General features: G+C 58.1%; 14 protein-coding genes. 6 read left to right on the top strand and 8 right to left on the bottom strand.

Annotated elements, in window-relative coordinates; translation table 11 throughout:
• The first annotated feature begins 29 nt into the window (after positions 1-29).
• From HA50_RS01530 to HA50_RS01515, 4 genes are all read left to right on the top strand, one after another.
• Positions 30-1,343, top strand: a complete 1,314-nt coding sequence (locus HA50_RS01530) for an amidohydrolase (protein ID WP_084871884.1) — start codon at positions 30-32, stop codon at positions 1,341-1,343.
• A complete protein-coding gene (locus tag HA50_RS01525; protein WP_084871883.1) occupies positions 1,340-2,785 on the top strand; it encodes a M20 family metallopeptidase in 1,446 nt (481 codons plus the stop codon). The genes HA50_RS01530 and HA50_RS01525 overlap by 4 nt, the downstream gene beginning before the upstream one ends.
• A 94-nt stretch (positions 2,786-2,879) precedes the next feature.
• Entirely contained in the window at positions 2,880-4,400 is a 1,521-nt protein-coding gene (gene abgT / locus HA50_RS01520; RefSeq protein ID WP_084871882.1) for a p-aminobenzoyl-glutamate transporter, read from the top strand.
• Positions 4,401-4,599: 199 nt separating this feature from the next.
• The gene (locus HA50_RS01515) at positions 4,600-6,009 is read left to right on the top strand and encodes an MFS transporter (protein ID WP_084871881.1); all 1,410 of its coding nucleotides are present in this window, start codon (positions 4,600-4,602) and stop codon (positions 6,007-6,009) included.
• A 538-nt stretch (positions 6,010-6,547) separates the two neighbouring features.
• Here the strand turns inward: HA50_RS01515 and HA50_RS01510 are convergent.
• Genes HA50_RS01510 through HA50_RS01500 form a run of 3 tightly spaced genes read right to left on the bottom strand, consistent with a single transcriptional unit; the run spans position 6,548 to position 10,403 of the window.
• Positions 6,548-7,870, bottom strand: a complete 1,323-nt coding sequence (locus tag HA50_RS01510; protein WP_084871880.1) for a c-type cytochrome — start codon at positions 7,868-7,870, stop codon at positions 6,548-6,550.
• An 11-nt stretch (positions 7,871-7,881) separates the two neighbouring features.
• Positions 7,882-9,666: a GMC family oxidoreductase gene (locus HA50_RS01505; RefSeq protein ID WP_084871879.1), complete on the bottom strand. Its 1,785-nt coding sequence runs from the start codon at positions 9,664-9,666 to the stop codon at positions 7,882-7,884.
• Between the two features lie 2 nt (positions 9,667-9,668).
• Positions 9,669-10,403: a gluconate 2-dehydrogenase subunit 3 family protein gene (locus HA50_RS01500; protein ID WP_084871878.1), complete on the bottom strand. Its 735-nt coding sequence runs from the start codon at positions 10,401-10,403 to the stop codon at positions 9,669-9,671.
• A gap of 296 nt (positions 10,404-10,699) precedes the next feature.
• On the opposite strand from HA50_RS01500, the gene sbmA reads away from it, so the two are divergent.
• Positions 10,700-11,935, top strand: coding sequence for a peptide antibiotic transporter SbmA (sbmA, locus tag HA50_RS01495; protein WP_084871877.1), 1,236 nt, complete (start codon positions 10,700-10,702; stop codon positions 11,933-11,935).
• 121 nt (positions 11,936-12,056) lie between these two features.
• Here the strand turns inward: sbmA and HA50_RS01490 are convergent, their stop codons facing one another.
• From HA50_RS01490 to HA50_RS01475, 4 genes are all read right to left on the bottom strand, one after another.
• On the bottom strand, positions 12,057-13,703 hold the full coding sequence (locus HA50_RS01490; protein ID WP_084871876.1) for a dihydroxyacetone kinase subunit DhaK: 1,647 nt from the start codon (positions 13,701-13,703) through the stop codon (positions 12,057-12,059).
• A 122-nt stretch (positions 13,704-13,825) separates the two neighbouring features.
• Positions 13,826-14,881 carry a 7-bladed beta-propeller protein YncE gene (gene yncE, locus HA50_RS01485; RefSeq protein WP_084871875.1) on the bottom strand — a complete coding sequence of 352 codons (1,056 nt, stop codon included), beginning with the start codon at positions 14,879-14,881 and terminating at the stop codon, positions 13,826-13,828.
• A 209-nt stretch (positions 14,882-15,090) separates the two neighbouring features.
• Positions 15,091-15,300, bottom strand: coding sequence for a YdgH/BhsA/McbA family protein (locus tag HA50_RS01480; protein WP_084871874.1), 210 nt, complete (start codon positions 15,298-15,300; stop codon positions 15,091-15,093).
• A 263-nt stretch (positions 15,301-15,563) separates the two neighbouring features.
• On the bottom strand, positions 15,564-16,751 hold the full coding sequence (locus tag HA50_RS01475) for an MFS transporter (RefSeq protein ID WP_084871873.1): 1,188 nt from the start codon (positions 16,749-16,751) through the stop codon (positions 15,564-15,566).
• Positions 16,752-16,854: 103 nt separating this feature from the next.
• Here HA50_RS01475 and HA50_RS01470 point away from each other — a divergent pair, with 103 nt between their 5' ends.
• Positions 16,855-17,814 carry an AraC family transcriptional regulator gene (locus HA50_RS01470; protein ID WP_084871872.1) on the top strand — a complete coding sequence of 320 codons (960 nt, stop codon included), beginning with the start codon at positions 16,855-16,857 and terminating at the stop codon, positions 17,812-17,814.
• On the opposite strand, the gene HA50_RS01465 is transcribed toward HA50_RS01470, so the two are convergent.
• A complete protein-coding gene (locus tag HA50_RS01465) occupies positions 17,811-19,343 on the bottom strand; it encodes a methyl-accepting chemotaxis protein (RefSeq protein WP_084871871.1) in 1,533 nt (510 codons plus the stop codon). The genes HA50_RS01470 and HA50_RS01465 overlap by 4 nt on opposite strands.
• Positions 19,344-19,402 lie beyond the last annotated feature (59 nt).

Here is a 19,402-nt window from a genome sequence, read left to right as displayed (position 1 = left end):
CATAAAAAACCAACTTGAAGGATACGCCGATGAAAACCCTTTCCGACCACGTCAGTGCACTGGTACCGCAGATGCAAACCTGGCGACGTGACCTGCACCAGTTTGCCGAATCAGGCTGGCTGGAATTTCGAACCGCCACCCTGGTAGCCGAAGAGCTGCATCGCCTGGGTTATCCGCTGAAACTGGGCCGGGAAGTCATCGATGCCGATGCACGCATGGGACTGCCGTCTGACGCAGTGCTGGCAGCACAGGAAGCGCGCGCACTGGAACAGGGCGCATTGCCGCAGTGGCTCAGCCACTTCTCGGGCGGTTTTTGCGGCATAGTCGCCACGCTGGAAACCGGTCGCCCCGGTCCGGTGATGGGATTTCGCGTCGATATGGACGCGCTTGATTTGAATGAAAGCAGCGCGGCGGATCATCTGCCACAACGCGAAGGTTTTGCCTCCTGCAATGCGGGCATGATGCATGCCTGTGGTCACGACGGTCATACCACCATTGGCCTCGGCCTCGCCAGAGTCTTGATGGCGATGAAAGATCAGCTGAGCGGCACCATCAAACTGATTTTCCAGCCTGCCGAAGAAGGCGTGCGCGGCGCGAAAGCCATGGTGGCGGCGGGCGTGGTTGATGATGTCGATCTGTTTACCGCTATCCACCTCGGCACTGGCGTGCCTGCTGGCGAAATCGTTTGCGGCAGCGACAGTTTCCTCGCCACCACCAAACTTGATGTGCAGTTCACCGGCGTCGGTGCCCATGCCGGTGGCCGTCCTGAAGAGGGGCGCAACGCCTTACTGGCGGCCGCCCAGGCAACGCTGGCTCTGCATAATCTGCCGCAGCATAGCGGTGGCGTGGCGCGCGTTAACGTCGGCGTATTGCAGGCGGGCACCGGCCGCAACGTGGTGGCCGATACTGCGCTGATGAAGGTGGAAACGCGTGGCGTCAGCAACCAGGTGAACGACGATATTTATCAGCAGGCGCTGCGCGTGATCGCCGGAGCAGCGGCGATGTACGGCGTTGAATCTGAGGTAAAACTGATGGGTGGCGCGCGCAGCTGTACGCCAAGCCAGCCGTGGGTGGCGTTTATCCATCAACAGGCCGAGGCGCTGGGCCTGTTCAACTCGGTCGTCGACACCAAACAACAGGCGGCCGGTTCCGAAGATGCCACCTATATGCTGGAGCGCGTACAGCAGCGCGGCGGCCAGGCATCCTATGTGATTTTTGGTTGTGAGCTGGCAGCAGGCCATCACAACGCGAAGTTTGATTTCGACGAAGCGATTATGGCAACAGCGGTACAAACCCTGGCCACCCTGGCGCTGAATCAGGCGCAGTTCGGGAGCCAGCAATGAGTCATCACGACTTTATCGATAGCTATATTAATCAGCACCAGGCGCGCTTTAGCGCCATCAGCGACGCCATCTGGGATGTGCCAGAAACCCGTTTCGAAGAGACGAAGTCTTCCGCCCTGCTGGCCGACGCGCTGGAGCAGGAAGGTTTCGCCGTTGAGCGGGGCGTCGGCGGCATCGACACCGCCTTTATCGCCAGCATTGGCGGCGGTAAGCCGGTGATCGCCATTCTCGGCGAATTTGACGCCTTAGCCGGGCTGAGCCAGAAAGCCGCCTGCGCCGAGCCGCAGCCGCTGGTGGAAAACGGCAACGGTCACGGTTGTGGTCATAACCTGCTGGGCACCGCAGGCCTCGCGGCGGCGTTTGCCATCAAAGCCTGGTGGGCGCAGCAGGGTCAGCGCGGCACGCTGCGTTTTTACGGCTGCCCCGGCGAAGAAGGCGGTTCCGGCAAAACCTATATGGTGCGCGAAGGGTTGTTTGATGATGTCGATGCCGCCGTCACCTGGCACCCGGAAGGTTTTAGCGGCATGTTTAACCTCAGCACCCTCGCCAATATCCAGGCGGCATTCCACTTCAAAGGGGTGGCGGCGCACGCGGCGAATTCACCGCATCTGGGCCGCAGCGCCCTCGATGCCGTCACGCTGATGAACACCGGGGCCAACTTTCTGCGCGAACATATCGTGCAGGAAGCGCGCCTTCATTATGCGGTGACCAACGCTGGCGGCGTGTCGCCCAACGTGGTGCAGGCCGATGCCGAGGTGTTGTATCTGATTCGCGCCCCGCAGCTCGACCAGGCCCAGGATATTTATCAACGGGTTATCAATATCGCCAAAGGTGCCGCGCTGATGACCGACACGCAAATGACGGTGCGTTTCGATAAAGCCTGTTCCAACTATGTTCCTAACCGCGCACTGGAAGCGGTGATGGACGGTTATCTGCGCCAGTTCGGCCTGCCGGAATACAGCGCGGAGGAGCGCGCCTTTGCCACGCAGATCCGCGCCACGCTATCCAAAGACGATCTGCGCAATGCGCGGCTGAATGCGGCGCGCACCGGCGGAGAGGCTGGCGTGGCCTGGACTGAAGCGCTGGGTGATAAGGTGCTGATGGATGAAGTGGCCCCTTATGCGGTGACGCGTGAGTTGTTATATGGCTCCACCGATGTCGGTGATGTCAGCTGGGTGACGCCGACCGCGCAGTGCTTCACCCCGTGCTTTGCCTTCGGCACGCCGCTGCATACCTGGCAGTTGGTGGCGCAGGGCCGCACCGCCATCGCCCATAAAGGGATGTGCCTGGCGGCGAAAGTGCTGGCCGCCACCGCCCTCACCCTGCTCAACGATAGCGACGCCCTGGCACGCTGCCGCGAGGAGTTTACCCGCGTGCGCAGTCAACAACCGTATCAGTGTCCGATTCCACCCGGCGTGCAGCCCTCAAAGCTGACGTCCTGATAATAAACCCGCACCCACGCAGGCGCGGGATGCTGTCGCCAATAAAAAATAAAAGTTATACGCAAACACAACATAACGAGACGAGGAAATGCCGATGGAAGCCACCACGGAGAATCGCAGCCCAGGGAAGCTGTTTGGCTGGATTGAGCGGGTCGGGAATAAAGTCCCGAACCCTTTTTTATTGTTCGTGTATTTGATCGTGGTGCTGATGGTCGCCACCGCCATTCTCAGCAATTTTGACGTGGCGGTGAAGAATCCGACCAATGGCGAGCTGGTGCGGGTGAATAACCTGCTGAGCGTCGCCGGGTTGCAGTGGATTCTGCCCAACATCATCAAAAACTTCAGTGGCTTCACGCCGCTGGGATCGATTCTGGCGCTGGTGATTGGTGCCGGTCTGGCGGAAAAAGTCGGCCTGCTGCAATCGCTGATGGTGAAGATGGCATCCCGCGTCAGCCGTCGCTACGCCAGCTATATGGTGCTGTTTATCGCCTTCTTCAGCCATATCTCTTCCGATGCGGCGCTGGTGGTGATGCCGCCGCTCGGCGCGCTGATTTTCCTCGCCGTGGGGCGTCATCCGGTGGCGGGTCTGCTGGCGGCGATTGCCGGTGTGGCATCCGGGTTTACCGCTAACCTGCTGATTGTCACCACTGATGTGCTGCTGTCGGGTATCAGCACCGAAGCGGCGAAAGCGGTGAGCGACACAGTACACGTCAGCGTGATCGATAACTGGTTCTTTATGGCGACCTCCGTGGTGGTGCTGACCATTGCCGGTGCGCTGCTGACCGATAAGTTTATCGAGCCGCGCCTGCCCGCCTGGAACGGCGGCCATCAGGATCGCCTGCCGCCGCTCACCGCGCAGGAAAACCGTGGCCTGAAAGCCGCTGGCATCGCTGCGCTGGTGTTTATTGGGCTGATGGCGCTGCTGGTGGTGCCGGAGCATGCGCCGCTGCGCAACCCGAAAACCGGTGGCATCATCCCGTCGCCGTTTATTCAGGGCATTGTGCCGATCATCATCCTGTTCTTCTTTGTGGTGGCGATTGCCTATGGCGCAGTGACCAGGCAAATTCGTCGCCCGGATGACATTCCGCAGCTGCTGGTTGATCCGATGAAGAGTATGGCGGGCTTTATTGTGATGGTGTTCCCGTTGTCGCAGTTCGTGGCCTTCTTCAACTGGAGCAACATGGGCAAGTTTATGGCGATTGGTCTGACCGATATGCTGGAGAGTGCGGGCATCAGCGGCGCACCGGCGTTTCTCGGTCTGATGTTCCTGTCGGCGTTCCTGTGCATGTTTATCGCCAGCGGCTCCGCCATCTGGTCGATTCTCGCCCCGGTGTTTGTGCCGATGTTTATGCTGCTCGGCTTCCATCCGGCGTTTGCCCAGATGATTTTCCGTATCGCTGACTCGTCGGTGCTGCCGCTGGCACCAATGTCGCCGTTCCTGCCGCTGTTCCTCGGTTTCCTCCAGAGATACCAAAAAGATGCGCAACTTGGCACCTATTATGTGCTGATCTTCCCCTATCCGGTGGTGTTCTTTGTCACCTGGATTGTGCTGCTGGTTGCCTGGTACGCACTGGGTTTACCCATCGGCCCAGGGGTGTATCCCAGCCTGCATTAACCGCATCGCCAGGGACGGCGATCACACTTACGTGAATTGCAACGTACATTGCTAAAATCTCACCGCTTCACCTCTCGGCATCCCCGCCGTAATTGATTATTCTGCTGTTCCTTCGCTTGCTAACGGTTAATTATTTTTAAAACCAATCTCTGCCGTTGGTGAGTTTTGCAAACACCGTCATACCGAGGTTCATACAACAATGACAACTGCCTGCACAACCGGGGTGGCTGGCGATATTATCGCTGCGGATCGCCGTACCTTAGCCGGGCGCATCGACGCGCTTCCTTCTTCCGCTGGCCTGTGGCGTTTTATTACGCTGCTGGCGCTGGGCGGTTTTTTTGAACTCTACGATCTGTTTGAAACCGGCTATATCAGCTCCGGGCTACTGGCGGCGGGTGTGTTCCACACCGGCAGCGCGGGGGTATTCGGCATTGCCGATCAGGCCGCCTTTGCCTCCGCCACCTTTCTTGGCTTATTTGTCGGTGCCAGCCTGCTGGCTCCCTATGCGGACCGTTTTGGTCGTCGCCTGACCTTTATGTGCGCGCTGGCGTGGTACGGCGCGTTCTCGCTGCTGATGGCATTTCAGCAAAGCGCCGAGATGATTATCCTGTGCCGCTTCCTGGTGGGAATTGGCCTCGGTATCGAGCTGGTGACCATTGATACCTACCTCTCCGAGTGGGTGCCGACCCATCTGCGTAGCCGCGCCTTTGCCTTCTCGTTTTTTATTCAGTTTCTTTCAGTGCCCGCCGTGGCGCTGATGTCCTGGTGGCTGGTGCCGCAAACCATCCTCGGCCTTGAAGGCTGGCGCTGGGTGGTGATTGCCGGTGCGATTTGCTCGCTGGTGATTTGGTTTATTCGTAAAAACCTGCCGGAATCAGCACGCTGGCTGGCGCAGCAGGGCCGCCATCAGGAAGCGCATCGCGTGCTGAGCGAGATGGAAAAACGCTGTGGCATCGCGCCGGGCGAAGACTTCTCCGACCGCGACGCCGCCGCGCAGCTGCCGAAAAAAGGCCGCTTCAGCGAGATCTGGGCACCGGCGTATCGCAAACGCACCCTGATGCTGGTGGTGATGAACTTCTTCCAGGCGATTGGTTTCTTCGGTTTTGGTAACTGGCTGCCCGCGCTGCTGTCCGGCAAAGGGGCAACGGTAACGCATAGCCTGCTGTACGCGTTTTTCATCACGCTGGCCTACCCGCTGGGTTCGCTGATTTGCAGCCGTTACGCCGATAAGATCGAGAACAAGTGGCAGATCGTTCTGTCCTCGCTGATGACGGTGGTGTTCGGCACGCTGTTCGCCTTTATGACCAGCCCGGTGCTGATGATTATCTGTGGCTTCCTGATTACCTACAGCAACGCCTGGCTGACCTTCAGCTACCACGCCTATCAGACCGAGATTTTCCCGACACATATCCGTGCACGCGCTGTCGGTTTTTGTTATTCGTTCAGCCGCCTGTCAACGGCATTCAGCAGCATTCTCATCGGCATGATCCTGCAATATGCCGGTAGCCAGGGGGTGATTGCTTTTATCGTGCTGAGTATGTTGATGGTGATGCTGTCAGTGGGGATTTACGGTCCGAAGACACGTGGCATTGATTTGGAAAATATTTAATCGCTGGCACCGGTTTAGCTCCGCAGGGGTTCCGCCCGCCAGGCTTTAGGCAGTTTCAGGGCCGCCTGTGCAGGCGGACGGGCAAAGGTCCGAGGGCGCGGACCTTTGCAATCCGCGCCATGCCGCGCTCTCGTCGCATCCATGCGACTCGTCCTGGCCTTCCTTCTGCACTCGGCGCTGCGAATGCCGCCAACACCGCCGTCTGCAAGACCATCTCATAAAAACAAACAACAAAAGAAAAACCAAAGACCGTCATCGCGGTTGCAGCGGGGGTGTGAGCGCCATCCGGACTCGCTGAGCGCGGGAGCGATTCCAGGATGAGCCGCAAGGATGCGGCGAAAGGCGGCGTGTAGCGGCGCGATTTATCGCGCGAAAAAGCCGCGAAGCGGCGAGGAAGGCGGCGCAAGGCCGGGGAATGCAAAGGGGACGGCCAGGTCCCCTTTGCTCGGTCGCCGCACTGGCGAGCTGAAACTGCCAGTGCCCATAGCGAACGAAATCACTCCGAGGCGAACGAAATCCCCTCGTGGCAAACGTAATATTACTGCTGTTGCTCCAGCACCTTAATATCCGCATTACCCTGGTGCGCCTGCACGGTTTCATCCTTACGTAAGGATGCGACATCTTTCGCCGTCACCGTGGCTTTGGCACCGTTGCCCCAGCTGCCGCGAATAAAGTTCACCACATCCGCCACCTGCTGGTCATTCAGGCGCCAGCCGAATGCCGGCATGGTGATCGCCGTCGGTGCACCCTGCACGCCTGGCAGCGTTCCGCCAGTCAGCACGATGTGGATCAGCGACGTCGGATCGTTCGCCAGCACCACCGGGTTGCCACGCAGCGCCGGGAAGAAGCGCTGATAACCGCTGCCGTCGGTTTTATGGCAGGCCGCACAGCTGTCGACATACACCGACGCGCCAGTCTGGCTGTCATCACCTTTCCACAACGCTTTCGCCACCTGGTCATCCTGGGTAAACACCGTCTGGCTGGCGTCCTTCGCCCCCAGCGACTTCAGATAACGGGCAATTGCCGTGATATCGTCATCGCTCAGGTGTTGCAGGCTGTGCTCCACCACATCAGTCATACCACCAAACGCGGCGGTGTGATCGTTGCGGCCATAGCGCAGGAACTGGCGCAGATCGTCCTCGCTCCAGCGTCCCAGGCCGTCGCGGTTGTCACCACGCAGGTTGCTTGCGGTCCAGCCATCAATCGGTGCGCTGCTGCCGGAGAGATAATCATGCGCGCCATCATTGCTGAGCGCTTTCTCCTGCATGGTGATGCTGCGCGGCGTATGGCAGGCGCCACAGTGACCCAGACCTTCCACCAGATAACGACCCCGTGCCAGCACCGGATCTTCCTGGGCGGCAGGCTGGAACGCTTTCACGTCCGGCGCAAACACGCCGCGCCAGATAGCTAAAGGCCAGCGCATCGACAGCGGCCACGGAATGTCGCTGTCTTTGTTAGCCTGCGCCACCGGGGCCACGCCGTGCATAAAGTACGCGTACAGCGCCTTCATGTCCTCGTCGCTCACCACTGCGTAAGACGGATACGGCATCGCCGGATACAGCGTGTCACCGTTTTTCGCCACGCCATGACGCACCGCTTTCTGGAAGTCGTCGTAGCTATAGTCACCAATCCCGGTGGTTTTATCCGGGGTGATGTTGGTGGAATAAATGGTGCCAATCGGCGTCGCCATCGGCAACCCACCGGCAAAAGGCTGCCCACCTTTGACGCTGTGGCAGGCCACGCAGTCACCGGCGCGCGCCAGATATTCACCCCGTTTTACCAGGGCGTCATTTGCCTGATCGTCCGCCAGCGCGGCGAACGACAGCGTGCCCAAAACCAGGGCCAGAATGCTTTTCATCATCGCCGTTTTCCTTATGCCTGCACCAGTGGACCTGGGTTCTTCAGATACTGTTCACGGATGGCTTTCGCCGACCAGTAGGTCAGTGCCGCCACCATGCCGGTCGGGTTGTAGCCCAGACCCTGCGGGAACGCGGACGCACCCGGCACAAACACGTTCGGCACATCCCAGCTCTGCAAATAACGGTTCACTGCGCTGGTTTTCGGATCTTCACCCATGATCGCCCCGCCGCTCATATGCGTGGTTTGATACACGGTGGTATCGAAGTGGGTACCCGGTCCCTTAGCGCCGCCGATGATCATCTTCGGATTCATGGCCTCGGTGATTTTGCGCATCTTGCCGACCATAAACTGCGCCATCCTGATGTCGTTGTCCTGCCAGTCAAAGGTCATACGCAGCAGCGGCTGGCCGTAGACATTTTTGTAGTTCGGATCGAGATCGAGGTAGTTAGCGCGGTATGACTGGTGCGCACCGTGGGCATCCATCGAAATATGGTGGTTGTAGGTATCCGCCACCGCCGCTTTCCACTGGCTGCCCCAGTTCGGCGTGCCTTTGGGGGTCGGCAGACCGGAAACCGGTTTGGTACCCGCCTGGTTCACCCAGAATGGCGAGCCACCGACGAAGCCGTACGGGCCGTGGTCGAAGTTGTCGGCGTTGAAATCATCCACCGCCACCCCTGCGCCACCCGCACCGATAAACGGGTTAGTGGTGGTGTTTTTGTCGAACAGCGCTTTCAGCGTCGAGATGTTCTGATAAGCGAAGTTACGGCCGACCACACCTTCGTTAGTGATCGGGTTATACGGCTGGCCGATACCGGACAGCAGCATCAGGTGCACGTTGTGGAACTGGAACGCTGACAGGATCACCAGATCCGCAGGCTGCACCACTTCACGACCCTGACCATCGAGATAGGTCACGCCAGTGGCGCGTTTTTTGTCGCCGGTCAGATTGACGCGCAACACATATGCGTTGTTACGCAGCTCAAACTTCGGCTCCTGACGCAGCGCGGGCAGGATGTTCACGTTAGGCGACGCTTTGGAATACATGTAGCAGGCGTAGCCGCTGCAATAGCCGCAGAAGTTGCACGGGCCCATCTGTGCGCCGTAGGTGTTGGTGTACGGACCTGAGGTGTTGGCCGATGGCATATCGTACGGATGATAGCCCACCGACTCTGCCGCCTGGGCAAACAGCTGCGCCGAGTAAGTCCGCTTCTGTGCGGGCAGCGGGAAGTCGCTGGAGCGGTCCGGCGCGTAAAAGTTGCCGCCTTTCTCCTTGCCGATCATCTTGCCTTTGATGGTCCAGGCACTGCCCGAGGTACCAAAGACTTTCTCCGCCTGATCGAAGAAGGGTTCCAGTTCGTTATAGCTGACGCCGAAATCCTGAATCGTCATGCCTTCCGGGATAAAGTTTTTGCCGTAACGCGCTTCATAATGGCTGCGCAGATTCAGCTCGACCGGGTCGACACGGAAATGTACGCCTGACCAGTGCAGGCCCGCGCCGCCGGTACCGGTGCCGGGCAGAAACGCCGCCAGCTGACGATACGGCACTGCCGTCTGTGACGCGTCGTGACGAATGGTGACGGTGCTTTTTGACAGGTCCTGGAACAGCTTTTTACGGATGTTGTAGGTCAGTTCATCAATGGATTGCGGATACGCGCCATCCGGGTAGGTGTCACGATGCGGACCACGCTCCAGCGCCACCACATTCAGCCCGGCTTCGGTCAGTTCTTTTGCCATGATGGCACCGGCCCAGCCGAAACCCACCACCACCGCATCCACTTTCTTCAATTCATTTGCCACGGTTACGCCCTCTCCCCGCGAATATCCACTGACGGGAACGGATAGCGTTCACCGCGTTCCACCCAATCCATGTAATCAGCGCGTGCGCCGGGGAAGCCAATCAGCTTCCAGCCCACCATGCCCTGATTGCCACCGTGGATCGGATCGCTGAAGTAACCCTCGCGGGTGTTTTGCAGCAGGAAGGAGAAGAAGGTTTTGGCCGGGAGCTGGGTGAACTCCGCTTTGCCACTTTCGAAGTCGCTCAGCAGGGCATCCTGCTGGTCGCCGCTCAGCTCAGCAAACACTTTGCCGTGCTGGTGTTTGCTCCAGCTATCAGCATCGGCGAGGCCCAGACGGTAGATCTGCTGCGGCACCAGCGGCAGCTGATAACCCAGCTCTTTCGGCAGATCGGGATTGAACGGCCCCTGCATGTACCAGTTGCTGCCGAGGGCGTACGGGGTGTTCATCTGGCGATCGATAAACTCCGGCACCCCGGCTTCCAGTGCGCCAGGACCACGTTCATCGTTGGGGATCAGACGTGCCACCGCTGCGGTGATAAAGGCAAACTCTTCCGCCGTAAACCAGGTCGGCTGATAGTCGCGGGCGGTTTGTGACCCGCTGCTTTGTTCTGCTGCTCCGGCAGCCATTGGCGCAACCAGTGCACCCATCGCTGTTGAACCCACCGCCATTGCTGGCGCCAGGGTGATGGTTCTCAGCAGAAAATCCCTGCGTGTGTGACCATTTTTGTGTTCTGACATGACATTGCCTCAGTGCCGCATATAATGTGGCATGAAAGGTTAACTGATTGCGTTGTAATGATTTTTATGTGCGGGCTTAAGGATACAGCGCCACCGTTACCGGTAACATTGCGTCGCAGTGTAACACCGTTGATGACAAAGATTTAGCGTAAGGACACAAATTCGCACAAAATAATTAACATTTTGCGCAGCGGCTTTACACCGCAGGCGCGACATTGTCATGGTCTGATACAACAGCCTACAGACAGTTAAGGCCTCTAAACGGTATAAAGGGATCTGATAACAGCGGAGTGTCTATGTTTAAGTCCTATTTTCCCCGGCCAGCGCTGTTTTTCAGCACGGTGGCCATCTGGAGTTTGCTGGCGATTTTTGCCTGGTTTGGCTTTGCCAGCGACTTACCTTCCATGTGGCCCAACATTGCCGCAGCAATGAGTAAACCGTTGCCTGATAACGCGCTGCGTTTTATCGCCGCCAGCCAACTGTGGTTTTACGCCTATTACTGGCTGGTGGTGGCGTTGTTTGCCATCGCCTGGCGCATCGCCGATAACCATCCGTGGCAGCGCTGGTCAGTATGGGGTTCCGCGCTGATTATCTTCGTCACCTGGTTTGGTGTGCAGGTCGGGGTGGCGGTCAATGCCTGGTATGGTCCGTTCTATGATTTGATTCAGAAAGCGCTCACTAAAGCCGGTTCGGTGCAGATCGGTGAATTTTATCAGCAGGTTGTCGCCTTTTTAGGCATCGCGCTGATTGCGGTGGTGATTGGTGTGATGAACTCCTTCTTCATCAGCCATTGGGTGTTCCGCTGGCGTACCGCGATGAATAACTACTACATGCACAACTGGCAGCGCCTGCGTCATGTGGAAGGTGCGGCGCAGCGTGTGCAGGAAGATACCATGCGTTTCGCCAGCACGCTGGAAGACTGGGGCGTCAGCTTTATTCAGGCGATCATGACGCTGATTGCCTTCCTGCCGGTGTTGATCACCCTGTCGCATCATGTGAAAGATATCCCGCTGCTGGGCAATATCCCTTACGCACTGGTGATCGCGGCGGTGTTGTGGTCGATTTTCGGTACCGGTCTGCTGGCGCTGGTGGGTATCAAGCTGCCAGGTCTGGAATTCCGTAACCAGCGGGTGGAAGCGGCCTATCGTAAAGAGCTGGTTTACGGCGAAGATGATGCATCGCGCGCCTCCCCCCCCACCGTCACCGAGCTGTTTGGCCGGGTGCGTTTTAACTATTTCCGCCTCTATTTCCACTATCTGTACTTCAACATCACCCGCATCCTTTATTTGCAGGTCGATAACGTGTTCGGGCTGTTTTTGCTGTTCCCGTCGATTGTGGCGGGCACCATTACGCTGGGTCTGCTGAACCAGATCACCAACGTGTTTGACCAGGTACGTTCGTCGTTCCAGTACCTGATTACCTCGTGGTCAACGCTGGTGGAATTGATGTCGATCTACAAACGTCTGCGCAGTTTTGAACAGATTTTGCAGGATATCCCGCACGAAGAGATGATGCGCGAAGCGGCAGAATAAAGATGCGCATTCATGCGCATCCTTGTAGCGGCGCGATTTATCGCGCAATTTCGTGCGCGTTGTGGGTAAAACCCGCGCGATGAATCGCGCCGCTACGGGGGAGCCTCATCAGCGTGCCTGATTAGCCTTTTTTCGCCAATGCCGCAAACACCTGCTCAACCGCAAACGCACCTGGGTCTTTCACGCCGTGCAAACTTTGCTGGTTGAGATAGGCCGAGCGTCCGGCTTTGGCACTCGGCATCAGTGCCGTGGCATCCGCGCCTTTCTTCGCCGCATCGGCGGCATCCTGCATGGTCTGCCCCGCCACCAGCGCCCAGAGTGCCGGTTCCAGCGCATCGATCATCGTGCGGTGCCCTGGCTGCGCGCCACCGTAATGTTTCATACGTTCCAGCCCGTACATCAACGCTTCCGGCAGCTCATAGCCCTCATCCACCCGCTGTCCGGCGGCAGTGAACAGAATCGACATCAGCACACCACTTGAACCGCCCATTACCGTGGAGAGCTGCTCACCCACCAGCGCCAGCAACACTGACAACTCCGCCAGCGGCAGCTGATGTTCGCGCAAACCACGCTGGATTTTCTTCGCCCCGGCAGCAAAAGTCGAACCGGTATCGCCATCGCCCACTTTGGCATCCAGCGCATTCAGGTCGCTTTCCAGCTCGATCAGCGTTTGTGTAATGCGTTTCACCACTTCAGCGGTGGCCTTATCCTGCGATGGCGTGACTTCCAGTTCGCTCAGGGGAGCGGTCGCGGTTTGCAGGCTGACCGGCGCAAAGTCATACATCGGTACCCAGCCCATCACCTGCACCGGGGCGCTCAGCGCTTCGAGGAAGTGCGGCTCCAGCGCCAGCAACGACAGAGAAAAGCCTTTCATATCCAGCGCACTCACCAGCGTGGCCGGGCCAATCAGATGGGTGATGCGTGCCGCCAGCGGTGACTGCAACACTTCGCGCGTCAGCAGCGCCAGCTCAAGCTGTGAGAAACCACCGAGGTTATTGATCAGCAGCAGCGACTGTTTGCCGTCTGGCAGCGTCTGGGCCAGTTTATCCGTCATGATGCTGCTGATTTTCCGGCTATTTTGCGTATCAAGCGTCACCACGCCCGGTTCGCCGTGTATGCCCATGCCCAGCTCGCTGTGCCCTTCCCGCACGCGATCATCGCGTTTTTCACCCGGAATATGGCAGGTGCCAAACGCCAGGCCAATCGACGAGGTGGCTTCAATCGTCTGCTGCGCCAGCGCTTTAACGGCACTGAGCGGTTTACCCTGCTCGGCGGCGTAACCGGCAATTTTGTGCACCAGCACGGTCCCGGCAATGCCCCGCGGCTGCGGGTTTTCTGGCAGGGCGATGTCGTCCTGCACCATCACCAGCTCCACCTTGTAGCCAAGCTTTTTCGCCTTCTCCGCCGCCAATCCGAAATTGAGGCGGTCGCCGGTATAATTTTTCACAATCAGCAAACAGCCCGCGTCGCCGGTGACATTGATAATGGCGCTCAGCACCGCATCAACACTCGGCGAGGCAAAGATATCGCCGCATACCGCCGCCGTCAGCATCCCTTTACCGACAAATCCGGCATGGGCCGGTTCATGGCCGGAGCCACCCCCGGAGATCAGCGCGACTTTGCTTTTGTCCCAGTCATTGCGCACCACGACGCGGATCTCATCACCGAGATCCAGCCGACTGAGGTTATGCCACGGGGTGCTCAGCAGAATCCCTTCGATAGCTTCGTTAACCAGATCGTACTTCTTATGCATAAAAAACTGGCTCATTACGTTCTCCCTTTTGGTGTTGTGGTACTTAAAGGTAGCGCAGTACGCGCAGAGAAACGCTGAGCAGGGGCAGGAAATGCAAAGGGCGGCACAAGCCGCCCTGCAAATTCAGATAAATGTGATCACAGCGCGATGCGCAGCACGCTATCCGGATTTTTGGGTGGTTCTTTGCGTGAGCCAGGTTGTTTGATGCTGACAAACAGCGTTTTGCCATCCGCCGACAGCGCCAGGCTGTTTGGCAGGGCTGGTGCTTTCACCGTGCGTTTCACTTTGTAATTGCTGGCGTCAATGATGCTGATTTCACCGGCTTTGCGATGCGTCACGTACAGTTCATTACGCTCGGCATTGAACAGCACCGCCAGCGATTCTGGTACATCAATCCGGTGGATGACCTGCTGGGTACGGGTATCCAGCACCAGCACCTGCGGCTGTTTGGAATCGCTAAGGAAGGCGCGATGACCCTGGGTATCCAGCGCGATGTTCAGGAAGAAATGATCTTTATCCGCGTCGATTTTCTGACGCTTTTCAATCGCATTCAGACGGGTGTTGATGGTGACCAGCTCACCGTCGCCGTTGGTGACGTAGAGTTTCTGCGCAGCGGAATCCAGCGCCAGACCGGTGCCCATTTTGCCGGTGTTCGGCACGGTGCTAATCAGTTGCAGCGTTTTGCCATCCACCACCCAGACCACGCTTTGCGGGCCCAGACCGGTGATATACACGCGGTCAGTCGCCGCATCGGCTACCAGCTCACGCGGTTGCAGCGGACGCACATCTTCGCTGCGCTTGCGGCCATCCAGCACCAGGGTATTCAGTACCTTGCCGCTGGTGGCATCCACCGCCGTCACCGCCGCATTCACGGTGTTACCGATGTAGAGGACATTGGTTTTGGGGTTGATGGTGGCACCGAAGGCTTTCAGGTCGGTATCGATGGTTTGTTTTACCGCCAGACTTTGCGGGTCGAGACGATAGACGGTGCCGCCTTTTTCGTTGGTGGCATTTTGTGACGTGGCCAGGAACAGCGCGTTATCGCTGTTGCTGAACGCCAGTTCATAGGCACCTTTCGAGATCGGCTGATTCAATTCCTGAGCATCTGCCGCCATTACCGCAGAGGTAGAAAACAGGGCTGTCGCCAGAAACAGTGGACGCAGCGCCCACTGCACAGTTTTATTCGCTTTCATGACTTCTCCATAGCAAAACCACCGCCTCACGGCAGTGAATGAAAGCCCGACATTGCAACCAGATGGTTAAAAGCAGCCCGAGGCAGGCCGACGAAGGATTTTATTTTTGCGAATAGTAATCATTTACGAAAGAAAGCGACAGGATTTTATCTGCTTAAACGCGGCCAGGGCGCCCGGAGGCGCCCTGTCAGCACAGATTGTTAACTGACTTATTTAGTCAGTTCAGCGGTCATGTGCACGCCGTTGTTGAAGGTGGCTTCTGTCACTTTATAGGAAGCACCAGCTTCTTGTGCCTGAGCAGCAATTTTCGCTTCAGCACCGTCCAGAGTCGACGCGGTAGCCGTCACGCTCTGAGCAAAGCTGGCGAAAGGCAGGACGGAAAGAGCAACAACAGCAGCAAAAGTTTTGATAGATTTCATGGTCAATTCCTCGGTCAATATTTGATTAGGTAAGGCGTCATCGCCTTGTTGAGATAAATAATAGGCCGAAAATTGATCAACAAAAAGCGGAGAGATTTGCGGTTATCATTCAAAAAAACTGACCATAAAAAGCACGTTATGGTTAGCTTTTGCACGCAGTGTTAATAATCTGCGTTTTAGTTAAAAGGCAGGATTTATCGCTGTGATTGGTGGAGGTTTAGAACCGTAACGGCGCGATTTATCGCGCCGTTACAGGGTTATCGCTAGCCGTGATGCCGCACGCGGGTGAAAATGGTTATCGCCGCCAGCAACATCAGTACACCGCTGGAGAGGAATACCCCGCCTGCGCCCTGCAAATCGAACATCCAGCCACCGGCAGCAGCACCGGCGGTGATCGCCAGCTGAATCGTCGCCACCAGCAGGCCACCACCGGATTCCGCGTCATCCGGTACGGCACGGGAAATCCAGGTTGACCAGCCGGTCGGCATCGAACCAAATGCCAGTCCCCATACCGCGACACCTGCCGCCACCAGCCACGAGACGCCGCCGAAGCTCACCAGCACCAGCGCAGTGACGCTCATCAGCAGCGCCATACCGCTCAGAGTCAGCGACACGCTGCGCGTCACCAGATAACCCGCCAGCGAGGTACCGAAGAAGTTCGCCACACCAAACGCCAGCAGCACCAGCGACAGCTGATTGACGTTAAGCTGCGCGGCACTTTCCAGGAATGGACGCAGGTAAGTAAAGAAGGCGAAGTGACCGGTAAACATCATAATTACCGCCAGCATTCCCCAGCGCATCACGCTACGGCGCAGCAGGTCCAGCACGCCACCGCTGCGCGCCTTGTTTTCCGGCGGCATGGCAGGCAGGGTAAAGAACTGCCAGAACAACGCCAGCACACCTAACGCACCGGTCAGCAGGAAAATATTACGCCAGCCAATCAGCCCACCCAGATAGCTGCCGAGCGGCGCGGCGATGATGGTCGCCAGCGAAATCCCGCTAAATACAATCGATAACGCGCGCGGTACCTGGTCATTCGGCACCAGACGCATGGTGATGGCGGTTGATAATGTCCAGAAACCGCCAATCGCCATGCCCAGCAACACCCGCGCCAGCAGGATCATGGTGAGATCCTCTGCAAAGGCCACCAGCAGCGCCGAGGCGATCAACAACAGAGTAAACGCCAGCATCACCATGCGACGATCAAGACGACGGGTGAGATTGCCAATCACCAGGCTGGTCAGCAGCGCCACCAGCGCGGTCACTGTGACGGTTTGTCCCGCCTGCCCTTCACTCACCTGCAACGAAGCGGCAATCGGCGTCAGCAGGCTTACCGGCAAAAACTCGGCGGTAATCAGGCCGAATACGCCGAAAGCCATGGCAAATACCGCACCCCATGCGGGTTTCTCCACTGGCAAACTCTGTTCGACGACATCACTATTCAGGCTCATCTGCGATCCCCATCACAAAATATTAAAGTGTGAGCATAGTGAGCAACAGCAAGACGATCTATGATACAGAAACTTTGTTTTTTGATAATTCGTCTGGAATCGTATGAGCCGCTATGAAGATCTGACCAGTGAACTGCTGATGGGTATGCGTCTGTACGGCGTCAGGTATCAGCGCATTGCCCTGAATGCCCCGTTTGGTCTGCGTTACGACGACGCGCCTGGCCGGGCGCAGCTGCATTTTGTCGGACGCGGATCGCTGCTGATCCGCTCCGCCTCCGGGACGATCTATCCACTGGAAGCCGGTGATGCGCTGCTGATCCCGCATGGTCGGCCCCACGCGCTGATCTCAAGCGAAGAAGCACACTGCGAGCCGATCAGCACCTTCAATAGCAAACCGATTTGCGACAGCGTTTGTGCCATTGACGGCACCGCGTGCGACAGCCCGGAGAACGCCGATGTGGTGCTGTTCAGCGCCTGCATGGCGTTTGAACTGGGCGGGATGCAGCCGCTGGTGCACACCATGCCGGATGTGATGCTGGTCAGCACGCTGCTGGCGCAATACCCGGAAATCCAGCCGATCCTCGATGCGATGGAGCGCGAAACGCGCCTGCGCCAGGCGGGATTTGCCGGGATTTTGTCACGTCTGGCGGATGTGGTGGCGGCACAGATTGTACGTGGCTGGGTGGAAAACGGCTGCGGCAAAGGCAGCGGGCTGGTGCAGGCGCTGCGCGATCCACGCCTCAGTCTGGCGATGGCGGCCATGCACCGCGCGCCAGGCGAAAACTGGACGGTAGAACGGCTGGCACGCGAATCGGGCAGCTCGCGTTCGGTGTTTGCCGCCCGTTTTCAGTCGGCCACCGGCATGACACCGCTGCGCTATCTCACCGAGCTGCGTATGCGTCTGGCTGTGCAGCGCATCGTTAACGAGGGAGAGGCGATGGAAAGCGTCGCCTTTCATCTGGGTTATGGCTCGCTGGCGGCATTCAGCCGGGCGTTTAAGCGGATTGTCGGACAACCGCCAGGCGCACTGCGCGCCCGACGGGAGGTGATATCCGAGCTTTAACGGAACACGCTGATCGCTTCCACCAGGCGATTCGCCTGGCGCGCCATGCGTTCTGACGCTTCTGCCCCTTCCTGCACGCGCGCGGCGTTTTGATGGGTGATGTCATCGAGGTCCTCCACCGCGCCGCTCACTTCGCTCAGCGCCACGGATTGTTCTGCCGTCGCCGCACTGATCTGCGCGATTAACGCAGTGACATGCTGCACCTGTTCAACGATGTCCTGCATGGTACGTCCGGCGGCATCGGCGTGACTGCTACCCGACTGCACGCGGCTGGCGCTGGTTTCCACCAGCTTTTTGATCTCGCTGGCCGCAGTAGCGCTGCGCTGCGCCAGGCTGCGCACTTCACCGGCCACCACGGCAAAACCTTTGCCCTGCTCCCCGGCGCGGGCCGCTTCAACCGCCGCATTCAGCGCCAGGATATTGGTCTGGAAGGCAATGCCGTCAATCACGCTGGTAATATTGGCGATACGCCTGGCACTGTCGGCAATCTCCGCCATCATGCCGACCATTTCCTGCATCACTTTACCGCCCTGCACCGCCGCCTGGCTGGTGTTGGCCGAAAGATCATTCACTTCACTGGCGGTTTCGGTATTACTTTTCACTGTCGCCGTCATTTCGTTCATGGTGGCGGCCGTTTGCTGCACATTGGCAGCCGCCTGCTCGGTACGTCGACTCAGTTCATCGTTGCTGCGCGCGATGGCATCGCTGGCTCCCAGCACGTTAATTGCCTGACCGCTGACATCATCCACCAGCCAGCGGAACATCAACCCGAGCTGACCAATGGCGCGCAGCGTGACACCAATTTCATCGACGCGATCCATCTGCTCCACTTTATGGCTGGCCCCGGTCGCCACACTCAACGCCTGACGACAGATACGCTCCATGGGCCGTGAAATCTGCTGCTCCAGCCACAGGCTGGCTAACAACAGCAACAGCGCCATACCGCCGCTAAAGTAGCCCAGCGCCAGCGGTGGCAGGCCGAGCAACCACACGCCCAGCACGGAAAGCGGCAGCAGTACGATCAGAGGGGTGCGAATCCGCCAGCGCAGCGGCAGGGTTTTCAGCAACGCGCTGAAACGTCCAACAATTAACCCCTTATGAAAACGGCGGCCTTTGGTTCGCCCTTCACGGAAATCCCGATACAGCGTCTCGCTTTGGCGAATTTCTTCGGGTGTCGGTTTGGTACGTACCGACATATATCCCTGCACCTGCCCCCCACGGACCACCGGAATGGCATTAGCGCGTACCCAATAATGATCGCCGTTTTTACGCCGGTTTTTCACCAGCGCAGTCCAGGGTTCACCCTGTTTTAACGTCGCCCACATATCCGCAAAGGCTTCCGGCGGCATATCCGGATGGCGCACCATGTTATGCGGCTGGCCATTCACCTCCTCCGGGGTAAATCCACTGACCTCAATAAAAGCATCGTTGGCGTAGGTGATATAGCTGTTGAGATCGGTGGTGGACATCAGGGTGGCATGATCGTCAAAGACGTATTCACGCTGAGTGATGGGCTGGTTGTTACGCATGAGTGAGTCCTTGCAAGCCAGAGGCGAGAAAAAAAATTGATAACCCTTCTTTATCTTTT

It is taken from the genome of Pantoea cypripedii (assembly GCF_002095535.1).
GTDB classification, from domain to species: domain Bacteria; phylum Pseudomonadota; class Gammaproteobacteria; order Enterobacterales; family Enterobacteriaceae; genus Pantoea; species Pantoea cypripedii.
This window is presented reverse-complemented; position numbering and strand designations above follow the sequence as displayed.

What these genes read in the sequence shown, in the direction of transcription:
- HA50_RS01500 (WP_084871878.1), bottom strand. Translation starts at nt 10,403, where the DNA reads ATGTCAGAACACAAAAATGGTCACACACGCAGGGATTTTCTGCTGAGA.
- sbmA (WP_084871877.1), top strand. Translation starts at nt 10,700, where the DNA reads ATGTTTAAGTCCTATTTTCCCCGGCCAGCGCTGTTTTTCAGCACGGTG.
- HA50_RS01510 (WP_084871880.1), bottom strand. Translation starts at nt 7,870, where the DNA reads ATGATGAAAAGCATTCTGGCCCTGGTTTTGGGCACGCTGTCGTTCGCC.
- HA50_RS01475 (WP_084871873.1), bottom strand. Translation starts at nt 16,751, where the DNA reads ATGAGCCTGAATAGTGATGTCGTCGAACAGAGTTTGCCAGTGGAGAAA.
- HA50_RS01525 (WP_084871883.1), top strand. Translation starts at nt 1,340, where the DNA reads ATGAGTCATCACGACTTTATCGATAGCTATATTAATCAGCACCAGGCG.
- abgT (WP_084871882.1), top strand. Translation starts at nt 2,880, where the DNA reads ATGGAAGCCACCACGGAGAATCGCAGCCCAGGGAAGCTGTTTGGCTGG.
- HA50_RS01480 (WP_084871874.1), bottom strand. Translation starts at nt 15,300, where the DNA reads ATGAAATCTATCAAAACTTTTGCTGCTGTTGTTGCTCTTTCCGTCCTG.
- HA50_RS01465 (WP_084871871.1), bottom strand. Translation starts at nt 19,343, where the DNA reads ATGCGTAACAACCAGCCCATCACTCAGCGTGAATACGTCTTTGACGAT.
- HA50_RS01470 (WP_084871872.1), top strand. Translation starts at nt 16,855, where the DNA reads ATGAGCCGCTATGAAGATCTGACCAGTGAACTGCTGATGGGTATGCGT.
- yncE (WP_084871875.1), bottom strand. Translation starts at nt 14,881, where the DNA reads ATGAAAGCGAATAAAACTGTGCAGTGGGCGCTGCGTCCACTGTTTCTG.
- HA50_RS01490 (WP_084871876.1), bottom strand. Translation starts at nt 13,703, where the DNA reads ATGAGCCAGTTTTTTATGCATAAGAAGTACGATCTGGTTAACGAAGCT.
- HA50_RS01530 (WP_084871884.1), top strand. Translation starts at nt 30, where the DNA reads ATGAAAACCCTTTCCGACCACGTCAGTGCACTGGTACCGCAGATGCAA.
- HA50_RS01515 (WP_084871881.1), top strand. Translation starts at nt 4,600, where the DNA reads ATGACAACTGCCTGCACAACCGGGGTGGCTGGCGATATTATCGCTGCG.